Genomic DNA, 12,529 nt, shown 5'->3' on the forward strand with positions numbered 1-12,529 from the left:
GAGCACTCAGCCAAAGGCTGGTATCGCAGGTAAGGAGGTGATCCAACCGCAGGTTCCCCTACGGTTACCTTGTTACGACTTCACCCCAGTCATGAATCACAAAGTGGTAAGCGCCCCCCCGAAGGTTAAGCTACCTACTTCTTTTGCAACCCACTCCCATGGTGTGACGGGCGGTGTGTACAAGGCCCGGGAACGTATTCACCGTAGCATTCTGATCTACGATTACTAGCGATTCCGACTTCATGGAGTCGAGTTGCAGACTCCAATCCGGACTACGACATACTTTATGGGATTCGCTCACTATCGCTAGCTTGCCGCCCTTTGTATATGCCATTGTAGCACGTGTGTAGCCCTACTCGTAAGGGCCATGATGACTTGACGTCATCCCCACCTTCCTCCGGTTTATCACCGGCAGTCTCCTTTGAGTTCCCGCCATTACGCGCTGGCAACAAAGGATAAGGGTTGCGCTCGTTGCGGGACTTAACCCAACATTTCACAACACGAGCTGACGACAGCCATGCAGCACCTGTCTCAGAGCTCCCGAAGGCACTCCCGCATCTCTGCAGGATTCTCTGGATGTCAAGAGTAGGTAAGGTTCTTCGCGTTGCATCGAATTAAACCACATGCTCCACCGCTTGTGCGGGCCCCCGTCAATTCATTTGAGTTTTAACCTTGCGGCCGTACTCCCCAGGCGGTCGATTTAACGCGTTAGCTCCGGAAGCCACGCCTCAAGGGCACAACCTCCAAATCGACATCGTTTACAGCGTGGACTACCAGGGTATCTAATCCTGTTTGCTCCCCACGCTTTCGCACCTGAGCGTCAGTCTTTGTCCAGGGGGCCGCCTTCGCCACCGGTATTCCTCCAGATCTCTACGCATTTCACCGCTACACCTGGAATTCTACCCCCCTCTACAAGACTCTAGCTTGCCAGTTTCAAATGCAGTTCCCACGTTGAGCGCGGGGATTTCACATCTGACTTAACAAACCGCCTGCGTGCGCTTTACGCCCAGTAATTCCGATTAACGCTTGCACCCTCCGTATTACCGCGGCTGCTGGCACGGAGTTAGCCGGTGCTTCTTCTGCGAGTAACGTCATAGCAACAGCGTATTAAGCTGCTCCCTTTCCTCCTCGCTGAAAGTGCTTTACAACCCGAAGGCCTTCTTCACACACGCGGCATGGCTGCATCAGGGTTTCCCCCATTGTGCAATATTCCCCACTGCTGCCTCCCGTAGGAGTCTGGACCGTGTCTCAGTTCCAGTGTGACTGGTCATTCTCTCAAACCAGTTAGAGATCGTCGCCTTGGTGAGCCATTACCCCACCAACTAGCTAATCCCACCTGGGTTCATCCGATAGCATGAGGTCCGAAGAGCCCCCACTTTGGTCCGTAGACGTTATGCGGTATTAGCTACAGTTTCCCGTAGTTATCCCCCTCTATCGGGCAGATCCCCAGGCATTACTCACCCGTCCGCCGCTCGTCACCCAAGAAGCAAGCTTCTTTGTGCTACCGCTCGACTTGCATGTGTTAGGCCTGCCGCCAGCGTTCAATCTGAGCCATGATCAAACTCTTCAATTTAAAGTTTGTCGCTCGAAATAACTAGCAAATAAATTGTCAGTCACTCGTTTAACTAAGTATCTTTTGGATAGTCAGCGTCTTCAACGAGTGCCCACACAGATTGTCTGATTAATTTTTTAAAGAGCAGTGCCAGCGCTTTCACGTTGACAGGGCGCGCATTATTCCGCATTTCCCTTTGGCTGTCAAGGTCTGTTTTTCACATTCCTTAAAAGCATTTTATTCTTTACTGCTTGGCTTTCAGTGATTTGCATCACAGTTGCCGTGTCAGTGGGGTCGCATTATAGGGCGTTTTGAGTTGGGTGCAAGGGATAATATGAAAAAATAACGCGTTCGCGTTATTTTTAACCACTTCCCGTAAAAAAAGGCTGTTTTGCTATTTTAAGCGTGCTAATTCGCTGAATTGTTGAGCGAATTCTTTCACTTTATCCCAATTAGTGTATTCAATTTCTTTGCTGGTATCAGTTTCACCACCGGTAATGCGCATGATGAGTTGGATCATGATGCGGTCGAACCATTTATAACGTGGGTAGTAGAGTGCGCCGGCAAAAACGGCGGCAAGTTTCGGTTTCCACGGGGAGCGTTGTAGGAACTTCTTTATATAGGCATTGGTTTCTGGTGTATTTTTTCCCTCTTTACGGGCTGTGAGGTTTACACCAAAAAAAGCGCTGGGCCGGGAGTTGAGTGTTTGCTGGTGCTGCCCGATAAATTGTTCGACTGCGGGGTTGAAATGCCCGTAACGGATGGAGGCACCAATTAGAACGGCGCGGTAGTTATCCCATTGCGGTGTGAAGGGTTGCTGTATATCACGCAGCTCTACCGATGCGGGGCTGAGTGTGGCAGCAATATTCGCCATGATGCGCTGGGTTTGTCCGTCAGTACTGGAGTACAGCAGTAACAAGGTATCGGCCATGATCAGTTTTTCCAGAAAGTAGGAGTAAATAGAACCAGTAAGGTGAAGACTTCTAGTCGACCAAATAACATGGCGACAATCAATATCCATTTGGCGCTGGCATTCAAATCGGCAAAGTGCGGGGCAACGAGCCCAAGCCCGGGGCCAAGGTTGTTAAGGCTGGCCACGACGGCGGAAAAGGCGGTGAGTTCATCAACACCGGTGGCGATAACGGCAATCATGCAAACAATAAAGACCAGTGTATAGGCAGAAAAGAACCCCCACACACCTTCTATAATGCGCTCAGGCAGCGCGCGACGGCTGAGTTTGATGGCATATACAGCGTTAGGGTGCACCAGCCGTTTCAGTTCTCGATTCCCTTGTAAGTAAAGAAGCAAAATACGGATAACTTTTAAGCCGCCACCGGTTGATCCGGCACAACCACCTATAAAGGAGGAGAACAGCAGTAAAATTGGCAGGAAAGAGGGCCAGTCAGCAAAGCTGGCAGTAGAAAAACCGGCGGTGGTGCTGATGGAGACCGCTTGAAAGAAGGCGTTATCCAGTGCCAGCCATGCGTTGTCGTATACGTTGCGATCAAATAACACCCAAAAGCAGATCAGGGTTAGGCTGAGCTGTACAAACAGGAAAAAACGGCATTCCGGATCTCGCCAGTAGTGACGCCACGGGGTGCGACTCGTCAGGGCGGAGAAGTGCAGGGCAAAGTTACAACCGGCGATAATCAGGAAAACGGCGGTAATAATGTTGATCAGCGGGCTGTTAAAGTAGCCAATGCTGGCATCGTGGGTAGAGAAGCCGCCAATGGCGATGGTAGCAAAGCTGTGGCTGATGGCATCAAAGACACTCATTCCCGCCCCCCAGAATGCAAGGGCACAAGCGATGGTGAGTGATACATAGATAAACCAGAGTGTTTTGGCTGTTTCCGCGATGCGGGGGCGCATTTTATGATCTTTTTGTGGCCCGGGCATTTCGGCGCGATACAGCTGCATGCCGCCTATCCCTAATAAAGGAAGAATGGCAACGGCAAGGACGATAATCCCCATGCCGCCAAGCCATTGCAGCATTTGCCGATAAAACAGCAGGGCTTTGGGCAGGTTATCTAGACCAACAATGACGGTTGCACCGGTGGTCGTCAGGCCGGAGAAGGATTCAAAGAAGGCATCGGTCAGTGAGATGGGCAGTTCATTGGCAAAAATAAAGGGCAGAGCCCCGACACTGCCAAGCACTGTCCAGAATAAGACGACAATAATGAAGCCATCACGTGATTTAAGATCGTGTTTATCATGGCGATTTGGAAACCACAACAGTGCGCCAATGACCAGTGCAGCAATAAACGTTTTGGTAAACGCGGTGCCTGCGCCATCGCGATAGAGCAGCGCCACCAGTGCCGGAACAAACATGGTGACGGAAAATAGCATGATCAGCATGCCAACAATACGGGTGATAGAGCGAAACTGCATGTAACAGCAATCCTTCGAGCTAAACTAAACGGTGATTATTCAGGCAATGCCTGCAGGATAACGCTACCGCGAGAGCGATCTTTAAGCGTAGCGGAAAAAGCCGCTACGCTCTCAATCGGTAAGGCGAGTGTTAATGTCACCTGTTCGGTAAACTCACTCTCTATTTTTTCACCCTGATAGTCGGGTAGCATATTTTCAATGGTGCTAAGCAGTGTGTAATCACACACCAGACGGTAGTGTTTACGTTCAATTTTCTCTTGCGTTACTAACAGTTTTAGCGCTTGCTGAGGGCCATTGCCGTATGCCCGCACTAGCCCCCCTGTTCCCAACCTTATCCCACCGTAATAGCGCACTACAATGGCGGTGATCTCACCAACGCCGCTGCCGAGTAGACAGCTTAAGATCGGTTTGCCGGCCGTACCGGCAGGCTCTCCGTCATCGGAGAAGCCCAGTTGTTGTGAGTCATGCGGGCTGCCGGCAACAAAGGCCCAGCAGTGATGCCGGGCCTGCGGATGTTCGGCTTTCACTTGATTCACAAATTGCTTGGCCGCATCAACGCCTGCGGTATGTGCCAGCAGGGTGATGAAGCGACTTTTTTTGATCTCCTCTTCAAACACGGTGGTTTGAGTGGGAATAGGGTAATGCGCCATAAAAACGGTGCGCCATCTATAAAAAATAAAATACGGTTAATTGAGTGCCAGATCACGGGTGAGGTTTTCAACACCCTGTTCGGTAATCACGATGTTGTCTTCAATCCGAATTCCCCCAAATGGGCGCAATTGATCAATTTTCGCCCAGTTAAAATTGGCGGCCAGCGGGTGCTGTTTCCATGGTTCGAGCAGTGAGTCAATAAAGTAGAGGCCCGGCTCAATGGTCAGTACCATGCGCGGCTCAAGCTGCCGAGTACAGCGCAAGGCTGGATACTCTGCCGGTGCAACAAGGTGTGTACCCTGCTCATCTTGCATAAATCCGGCAACATCGTGCACTTGCAGACCAAGGAAGTGACCTAAACCGTGTGGCAGGAAGGGGCGGGTGACGCCTTCGGCCATCATGGTGTCTTCGCTCATACGGACAATGTCGTGCTGACGCAGCATTCCGGCGATGCGCTGATGCATCTGAATATGCAGATCAATATAGTGCATGCCCGGCTGAATGCTGGCGATCAGTGCTTGCTGTTGCTGGTGCATATCACTAATCAGGGCAGCAAAATCATTTTGCTCGCGCGCATAGGTGCGGGTGATGTCGGCGGCATAGCCGTTATACGATGCGCCGGCATCGAGTAAAAAGCTGTCTGAACGTGCCGGTGCTTTTTGTGCCAAGCTGGTGTAATGCAGCACAGCACTGTTTTGATTTAGCGCCACGATATTGTTGTACGGCACATCGCTATCGCTCTGACCGGTGGCTGCCAGATACGCAAGGTTTATATCGAACTCGCTCATGTTGGCCATGAAAGCATCGTAGGCAGCACGGTGTCCGGTAACGGCAATTTTCTGCGCTTCCCGCATACAGTGCAGTTCATAATCGGTTTTGAAGGCACGCTGATAGTGAAAGAAGTTCAAAATCGCGGTCGGGTTGATATGCCCAATCCCCATATCGGCCGCTTTTTGCTCGCTGGCACCAATATAGGCTAAGTGGCTGCGCTCTTGTGGCAGATATTGCAGGATATCTTCTGGCTGGCGCAGGGCGATAAGCTCTACTTCTTCTGTCCAGAAGGCGGTTGGCAACGGTTCAACGCTGTGCCAGTAATCTACCGGTGCGTAAAAGAACAGTTGCGGTTTGTTGTCACCGTCAACCAGTAGCCAGCTGTGCGTGACATTGGTCACCGGTACCCACGCTTTAAAGTGCGGGTTAACGCGAAACGGATAAGTGTTGTCATCCAAAAAGGCATAAATGGGTTCGCCAGAGTGGATAAGAAGCCCTCGCAGCTGATGACGCTCCAATACTGTTCGGGTACGTGCTTGCAGTTCTGCAATATGCGCGCGGTAAGCCTGTTCCATAGAATGCCCCTTCGTTATTCATCAATGACTAGACGCTGCATAGTATCACAGCCCCTGAATTTGTGGCCGTTCCTGCATTCACCGCCCTCTTTCCACTAAAAATGCGACCTGAATCGCTTCATGCACTTGTTAAGATAAAATTAAACAAATGTTTTAAATGAGTGTTGAAATGTTGTTAAATTGCCAGCACACTGCTTTACAGAGGACGACGACTCGTCATCAACCACCCTAATACCACCGGATATCACACCGGCTCAGGAGAGTAGAACCATGCTTTATCAAAGCCCAACCCTGACCCTTCGCTGGCTAAGCGAAGGTATTGCTGAGTTGCAGTTTGCCGCACAATCCGGGCCAGTGAATAAATTCGACCGCCATACACTCAATAGTCTCAGTGAGGCGATGGAGATCCTACATTCACTGCCGACCCTACGCGGGCTATTGCTGACCTCGGCAAAAGAGGCATTTATTGTCGGGGCCGATATCACGGAGTTTTTGGGATTATTCACACTGAGTGCGGATGAGCTGCACGGGTGGCTTGATCGTGCCAATGCAATTTTCAATCAGCTAGAAGACCTGCCGGTGCCGACTGTGTGTGCAGTCAACGGGTTTGCGCTGGGCGGTGGGTTTGAGTGCGTGCTGGCAACCGATTTGCGGATTGGCGACAGTAATGCGCGCGTGGGTCTGCCGGAAACAAAACTGGGGATCATGCCCGGCTTTGGCGGTTCAGTGCGCTTGCCGCGCTTAATTGGTGCAGACAGTGCACTTGAGCTTATCACCGCAGGTAAAGAGTTGCGGGCCGAAGAAGCACTGAAAATCGGTATGCTTGATGCGGTAGTTGCACCGGAAAAACTGCATGCCGCGGCGCTGAGTATGCTGCAAGAGGCTATCAGTGGCCGACTCGACTGGCAGGCCAGACGCGCGGTGAAGTTACAGCCGTTACCGCTTAATCGCACCGAAGCTGCGATGAGCTTTAGCACCGCCAAAGCAGTGGTTGCTCAAGTTGCCGGTAAACACTATCCGGCGCCGATGGCTGCGGTGTGTGCGGTAGAAGCGGCAGCCCGCTGTACCCGTGCCGAGGCGCTGCAAATTGAAACCCGCCACTTTATTCCGTTAGCGCACTCTGAAGTAGCTAAATCACTGGTCGGGCTATTTTTAAGCGAACAACAGATCAAAGGGCTGGCCCGCAAAGCAGCCAAATCCGGTAAGCCTACGGAACATGCAGCAGTATTGGGCGCAGGTATTATGGGCGGTGGTATTGCCTATCAGTCGGCGCTGAAAGGCGTTCCGGTACTGATGAAGGATATCAGCGAAAAATCACTTGAGCTGGGCATGAACGAAGCGGCGAAGTTGCTGGATAAGCAGCTTGAGCGTGGAAAAATCAGTGGCCTAAGCATGGCCAAAACGCTGGCATCGATTACGCCGAGCCTGCGTTATGACGGTATTGACCGCAGCGATATTATTGTCGAGGCCGTGGTTGAAAATCCAAAAATCAAACAAGCGGTACTGTGCGAGGTGGAGTCTTTAATCAGTGAAGAGGCCATTTTAGCGTCAAATACCTCGACTATTCCGATTAATACCTTGGCTGCCGCCCTGCAACGCCCGCAAAACTTTTGTGGGATGCACTTTTTTAATCCGGTTCACCGTATGCCGCTGGTTGAAATTATTCGTGGCACAAAAACCTCGGATGACACCATCAACCGAGTGGTGGCGTATGCCGCCAAAATGGGCAAATCCCCGATTGTGGTCAATGACTGCCCGGGATTTTTTGTTAACCGCGTCCTGTTCCCGTATTTTGCCGGATTTAGCCTGCTGCTGCGCGATGGCGCTGATTTCCAGCAAATCGATAAGGTGATGGAAAAACAGTTCGGGTGGCCAATGGGCCCAGCTTATCTGCTCGATGTGGTGGGTATGGATACTGCACACCACGCTCAAGCGGTGATGGCCGCCGGTTTCCCACAGCGCATGAGTAAAGATTATCGGGATGCCGTTGATGTAATGTTTACCGAACAGCGTTTCGGGCAAAAAAGCGGTAAAGGCTTTTACTTATACAGCCAAGATGCCAAGGGTAAACCGAAAAAAGTGGCCGATACGGAAACCAATGCACTGCTGGCTCCAGTGTGCGCACAAAAGTGTGATTTTACCGCTGACCAGATTATCGCCCGACTGATGATCCCAATGATCAATGAGGTGATCCGTTGCTTGGAAGAGGGAATTATCGCCAGCCCTGCCGAAGCGGACATGGCTCTGGTTTATGGTTTAGGTTTCCCTCCGTTCCGTGGCGGGGCATGCCGTTACCTCGACAGCCTCGGTAGTCGCAATTATGTGGCACTGGCCGACTCACTGGCTGAACTCGGTGCGCTGTATCAAGTACCTGCAGGTCTGCGCGAGAAAGCGGCCACCAATGACACTTACTATCCACGCCACAGCCTGCCGCAGGCCTAACGGAGAAAAACTCATGAACAACGTTGTTATTGTTGACTGCCTGCGTACCCCAATGGGCCGTTCAAAAGGCGGGGCATTTCGTCATGTGCGTGCCGAAGATCTCTCGGCACATTTAATGCACAGCCTACTAGCGCGTAATCCGCAGCTAAATCCAAGCAGTATCGAAGATATCTACTGGGGCTGTGTGCAGCAAACGCTGGAACAAGGGTTCAATATTGCCCGTAATGCCGCGCTGCTGGCCGGTATTCCGCATTCCGTTGGGGCGGTTACCGTTAACCGCTTGTGCGGATCATCGATGCAGGCGATTCACGATGCCGCGCGTGCCATCATGGTGGGTGATGGTGAGGTGTTTTTAATTGGCGGCGTTGAGCATATGGGCCATGTTCCGATGTCGCACGGGGTTGATTTCCATCCGGGGCTTTCAAAGTCAGTTGCTAAAGCGGCTGGCATGATGGGGTTAACCGCCGAGATGCTCGGGAAAATTCACGGTATCAGCCGTGAGATGCAAGATGAATTTGCCGCCCGATCACACCAATTGGCGCATCAGGCGACATTAGAAGGGCGCTTTAAGGCGGAGATTGCACCGCTGGCCGGCCACGATGCCGACGGGGTGATGAAGCTGTTCGATTACGATGAGGTTATCCGGCCAGAAACCACGGTCCAATCGCTGGCGGCACTGCGTCCGGCCTTTGATCCGGTTAACGGCACGGTGACGGCCGGTTCATCCTCGGCACTGTCAGACGGCGCTGCAGCGATGCTGATGATGAGCGAAAGCAAGGCCCGTGAGCTAGGCTTGCCGATCCGTGCCCGCGTGAAGGCGATGGCGGTGGCAGGTTGTGATCCCTCAATTATGGGATATGGCCCAGTACCGGCAACCCAAAAGGCGCTACAGCGTGCGAGGCTGCACATCCGTGATATGGGTGTGATTGAGCTAAATGAGGCATTTGCCGCCCAAAGCCTACCATGCGCCAAAGATTTGGGGCTGCTAGAGGTGATGGACGATAAAGTAAACCTAAACGGCGGTGCGATAGCGCTTGGCCATCCGCTCGGGTGCTCGGGGGCACGAATCTCAACGACGCTGATCAATATAATGGAAGCCAAAGATGCGCAATTTGGGCTTGCCACTATGTGTATCGGTTTAGGTCAGGGAATTGCGACGGTATTTGAACGGGTTTAATTTGCCTTAACAGCGTGCGGATATCTCGCCGTTTCTATCCCACCGTCTCTATCCCACAAAAAAACCGCTGTTGATCTGCAATAGCGGTTTTTTATTACCCACTGATTACCCACTATATTTATCAAATAACGGGTTACTCAGATAATGCATAATTCAGGAGATGCGTAGCGCAGCAAATTTACTGAATATTCCAACGACGCACTTGCTCTAATCCCACACCAATAACTGGCAATGCCAACGCCGCAAGTGAGAGCAGTTGAAACTGGTTTTCCACCAGTTGCAGTAAGAGAGTGCAGCCGGCAATAAACCCGAGTGCGCCATACAGAGCCAGCCGATCATGATAGGTAAACATCATCCACGCCCTCTTTTTTACCGTTGGTCACTTTACCCTAGCGGGTATTGCCGTTTATGCAATTGCACAGCTAACAGTTTGCGGATTTTTTTCGATCAACGGTTGGAGAGTGCGAAATTCATCATTAAACTAGTTTGTCTGAACAGGCGGTATACCCGCGCGGTGTGACGACTCCCGCACTATGATGACCGTACACAATGACTGTTAATGATGGCTGTATAAAGAGGCGGTATGACAACCCCAAGCTCCAATGCTGAGCACCCCGATAACACGCTCGATGCCTTAGGTTTACGCTGCCCTGAACCTGTGATGATGGTGCGAAAAACAATCCGTACCATGCAGGCTGGGCAAACACTGCTGATTATTGCTGATGATCCGGCAACAACCCGCGATATTCCTAGCTTTTGCCGTTTTATGGATCACCAGTTATTACAGGCCGATACCGATGTACTGCCGTACCGGTATTTAATCCGTAAGCAAGGCGAATAGACTTTTTTATCACCGAAGGCTGAACAGAGTATGAGTACTATTGAACGTATTGGCACCACCACCCGCTGGTCAGATCTTGTGATCCACAATGGCACTGTGTATGTCGTTGAAGTGCCCTCTACGCTGGATGCTGATATCCACCAGCAGAGCATTGAGGTGCTAAACAGCCTTGAGTTGTTGCTGCAAAAAGCGGGCTCAAGCAAGGCACATATTCTGATGGCGACCATTTACCTGCAAGATATCCAAGATATCGCCGCATTTAATGCGGTGTGGGATCAGTGGCTGCCCAATGGCTGTGCACCAGTACGAGCCTGTGTACAGGCGCGTTTGGCACATGCTGAGTATAAAGTTGAGATCCAGCTAACTGCCGCAACGTGCTAAAAATCTGCCTTTGCACAATAAAAAATGCCGACAAAATATGTCGGCATTTTTTTACTCACTCAAACCGGATAACTTAGTTAATCGGGCTAAGGGTAATCTCTACACGGCGGTTTTGTGCACGGCCGCTTTCGCTGCTGTTTGAGGCAACAGGGCTGTCTGGGCCTGCACCGTAAGTACGCAGACGCGCACCAGAAACACCTTGGGTGATCAGGCTTGATGCAACAGATTGTGCACGACGCTCAGATAGCTGCATGTTGTATGCACGCTTACCGGTGCTGTCGGTATAACCCACCACGTTAACCAGTGTTTTTTCATACTCTTTAAGGATCATCGCCACGCCGCTCAGGGTGTTGATGCCCGCAGGCTTTAAGCTGGTGCTGTTGGTATCAAACGTCACATTGTTTGGCATGTTCAGCACAATGTTGTTACCGTCACGCGTTACGCTCACCCCTGTGCCTTGCAGTTGCTGACGCAACTTCGCTTCTTGCACATCCATGTAGTAACCGATACCGCCACCCAGCGCTGCACCAGCCGCTGCACCAATCAACGCACCTTTACCGCGATCTTTTTTCGAGGAAGAGGCCACACCAATCAGTGCACCCGCAGCCGCTCCCAGTAAAGAACCGGTAGTGCCCTTGGCGGTTTGCTGCTCATTGGTATACGGGTTTACCGTAGTACAACCCGACAACGCAACTGAAATACACAGCGCGCCGATTAAACTCGTTACACGTTTGTTCATATTAAAATACCTAAAAAATCCATTAACCGCGCCAATCATTGCGCAGAACAAAAGCAACACCGACGCCTAAGAATCACGCCCCTGCCTCATCGTGCGTATTGCAGCAATTCACCCCGCATTTCGCAACTTATTTAATGCAAGAAACCCCATCAACATGGTGTTTGACAGGGTTTAGGCATACTCGAGACTTAATTTCTGACTGGGCAGCTTACAAAACCAGCAATGAAGCCAATCCCAAGCCGGCAAAAACCAGTGCCGCAGCGCGGTGTCCCCAAGCTGATTTCATGTACGGGCTTAACCGCTCGCCAAACCACAACATCGGCGCATTCGCCGCCACCATACCCAGCGTTGAACCGATTAAGACCAGTGTAACACTGTCATAACGAGCGCTCAGTAATGTCGTAGCAATCTGGGTTTTATCCCCGATCTCGGCAATAAAAAAGATCACCAGTGAAGTCCAGAACGGGTGCCCACCCTTGACCTCGCCGTTGTCTTTATCAGGAATTAAGATCCAACCGGCCATCAGTAAAAACCCGATGCCCACCACCCAGCGCATAATATCAGGGGTGATATAACTGGCCAGCTCAACCCCAATCCATGCAGCCACAAAGTGGTTCAGCAATGTTGCCGTTACAATAGCAGCAAGAATAGCCCACGGTTTATGGAAACGTGCCACCAGTAATAACGTCAGCAGTTGGGTTCTATCGCCCATTTCAGCCAGCGCCACGGAGGCAAAAGAAGTAGCAATTATCGACACGACATACTCACAAGGGGCGAGGACCAACGTAAACATATGGCATAACGCTGCCCCCGCCCCTGCGGTTACAGTCGTTAGCCATAGGTCTCGTCAACCTCAGTGGAGCGAGGCTGCTGCCGCCATGCCCTTCGGGCAAGCTTGTTGACGACAGCTCTGTATCAAAACGGCGCACTCAAACAAGTACTAAGATACAAAAGACTACTCCCCCATGACAGAAGGAGCTTCATGCGGGGAGATCCTCCCACATGAAAACAG

At 51.4% G+C, this 12,529-nt stretch carries 11 protein-coding genes, 1 rRNA gene and 1 riboswitch; of the genes, 4 read left to right on the plus strand and 8 right to left on the minus strand.

Annotation, left to right across the window (positions count from 1 at the left end):
- Positions 1 to 30: 30 nt before the first annotated feature.
- From AC1HDJ_RS02405 to pepQ, 5 genes are all read right to left on the minus strand, one after another.
- Positions 31 to 1,573 (minus strand): 16S ribosomal RNA (locus AC1HDJ_RS02405).
- A 373-nt stretch (positions 1,574 to 1,946) separates the two neighbouring features.
- Positions 1,947 to 2,483: a menaquinone-dependent protoporphyrinogen IX dehydrogenase gene (hemG, locus tag AC1HDJ_RS02410; RefSeq protein WP_479533042.1), complete on the minus strand. Its 537-nt coding sequence runs from the start codon at positions 2,481 to 2,483 to the stop codon at positions 1,947 to 1,949.
- Between the two features lie 2 nt (positions 2,484 to 2,485).
- On the minus strand, positions 2,486 to 3,940 hold the full coding sequence (gene trkH, locus AC1HDJ_RS02415; protein ID WP_479533043.1) for a Trk system potassium transporter TrkH: 1,455 nt from the start codon (positions 3,938 to 3,940) through the stop codon (positions 2,486 to 2,488).
- Positions 3,941 to 3,975: 35 nt separating this feature from the next.
- The gene (locus AC1HDJ_RS02420; protein ID WP_479533045.1) at positions 3,976 to 4,590 is read right to left on the minus strand and encodes an IMPACT family protein; all 615 of its coding nucleotides are present in this window, start codon (positions 4,588 to 4,590) and stop codon (positions 3,976 to 3,978) included.
- Between the two features lie 36 nt (positions 4,591 to 4,626).
- On the minus strand, positions 4,627 to 5,937 hold the full coding sequence (gene pepQ / locus AC1HDJ_RS02425) for a Xaa-Pro dipeptidase (RefSeq protein ID WP_479533047.1): 1,311 nt from the start codon (positions 5,935 to 5,937) through the stop codon (positions 4,627 to 4,629).
- Between the two features lie 270 nt (positions 5,938 to 6,207).
- Here pepQ and fadB point away from each other — a divergent pair, with 270 nt between their 5' ends.
- Positions 6,208 to 8,379 (plus strand): fatty acid oxidation complex subunit alpha FadB, encoded by a 2,172-nt coding sequence (gene fadB, locus AC1HDJ_RS02430; protein WP_479533049.1) that lies wholly within the window; start codon positions 6,208 to 6,210, stop codon positions 8,377 to 8,379.
- Positions 8,380 to 8,392: 13 nt separating this feature from the next.
- Positions 8,393 to 9,556 (plus strand): acetyl-CoA C-acyltransferase FadA, encoded by a 1,164-nt coding sequence (fadA, locus tag AC1HDJ_RS02435; RefSeq protein ID WP_479533051.1) that lies wholly within the window; start codon positions 8,393 to 8,395, stop codon positions 9,554 to 9,556.
- Between the two features lie 178 nt (positions 9,557 to 9,734).
- On the opposite strand, the gene AC1HDJ_RS02440 is transcribed toward fadA, so the two are convergent.
- A complete protein-coding gene (locus AC1HDJ_RS02440) occupies positions 9,735 to 9,911 on the minus strand; it encodes a hypothetical protein (RefSeq protein ID WP_479533053.1) in 177 nt (58 codons plus the stop codon).
- Between the two features lie 228 nt (positions 9,912 to 10,139).
- Here AC1HDJ_RS02440 and tusA point away from each other — a divergent pair, with 228 nt between their 5' ends.
- The gene (gene tusA, locus AC1HDJ_RS02445) at positions 10,140 to 10,397 is read left to right on the plus strand and encodes a sulfurtransferase TusA (RefSeq protein ID WP_479533055.1); all 258 of its coding nucleotides are present in this window, start codon (positions 10,140 to 10,142) and stop codon (positions 10,395 to 10,397) included.
- A 30-nt stretch (positions 10,398 to 10,427) separates the two neighbouring features.
- Complete coding sequence (locus AC1HDJ_RS02450) at positions 10,428 to 10,778, plus strand: RidA family protein (protein ID WP_479533057.1); 351 nt, start codon at positions 10,428 to 10,430, stop codon at positions 10,776 to 10,778.
- 73 nt (positions 10,779 to 10,851) lie between these two features.
- Here the strand turns inward: AC1HDJ_RS02450 and AC1HDJ_RS02455 are convergent, their stop codons facing one another.
- Both AC1HDJ_RS02455 and AC1HDJ_RS02460 read right to left on the minus strand, forming a co-directional pair.
- Positions 10,852 to 11,517 carry an OmpA family lipoprotein gene (locus AC1HDJ_RS02455; RefSeq protein ID WP_438621813.1) on the minus strand — a complete coding sequence of 222 codons (666 nt, stop codon included), beginning with the start codon at positions 11,515 to 11,517 and terminating at the stop codon, positions 10,852 to 10,854.
- Between the two features lie 208 nt (positions 11,518 to 11,725).
- Complete coding sequence (locus AC1HDJ_RS02460) at positions 11,726 to 12,274, minus strand: TMEM165/GDT1 family protein (RefSeq protein WP_479533060.1); 549 nt, start codon at positions 12,272 to 12,274, stop codon at positions 11,726 to 11,728.
- A 16-nt stretch (positions 12,275 to 12,290) separates the two neighbouring features.
- Positions 12,291 to 12,493: riboswitch (yybP-ykoY riboswitch) on the minus strand.
- Positions 12,494 to 12,529 lie beyond the last annotated feature (36 nt).

This window comes from Plesiomonas sp. ISS29, assembly GCF_056522795.1.

Coding starts and splice junctions, on each gene's coding strand:
- hemG (WP_479533042.1), bottom strand. CDS start 2,483: ATGGCCGATACCTTGTTACTGCTGTACTCCAGTACTGACGGACAAACC.
- trkH (WP_479533043.1), bottom strand. CDS start 3,940: ATGCAGTTTCGCTCTATCACCCGTATTGTTGGCATGCTGATCATGCTA.
- AC1HDJ_RS02420 (WP_479533045.1), bottom strand. CDS start 4,590: ATGGCGCATTACCCTATTCCCACTCAAACCACCGTGTTTGAAGAGGAG.
- pepQ (WP_479533047.1), bottom strand. CDS start 5,937: ATGGAACAGGCTTACCGCGCGCATATTGCAGAACTGCAAGCACGTACC.
- fadB (WP_479533049.1), top strand. CDS start 6,208: ATGCTTTATCAAAGCCCAACCCTGACCCTTCGCTGGCTAAGCGAAGGT.
- fadA (WP_479533051.1), top strand. CDS start 8,393: ATGAACAACGTTGTTATTGTTGACTGCCTGCGTACCCCAATGGGCCGT.
- AC1HDJ_RS02440 (WP_479533053.1), bottom strand. CDS start 9,911: ATGATGTTTACCTATCATGATCGGCTGGCTCTGTATGGCGCACTCGGG.
- tusA (WP_479533055.1), top strand. CDS start 10,140: ATGACAACCCCAAGCTCCAATGCTGAGCACCCCGATAACACGCTCGAT.
- AC1HDJ_RS02450 (WP_479533057.1), top strand. CDS start 10,428: ATGAGTACTATTGAACGTATTGGCACCACCACCCGCTGGTCAGATCTT.
- AC1HDJ_RS02455 (WP_438621813.1), bottom strand. CDS start 11,517: ATGAACAAACGTGTAACGAGTTTAATCGGCGCGCTGTGTATTTCAGTT.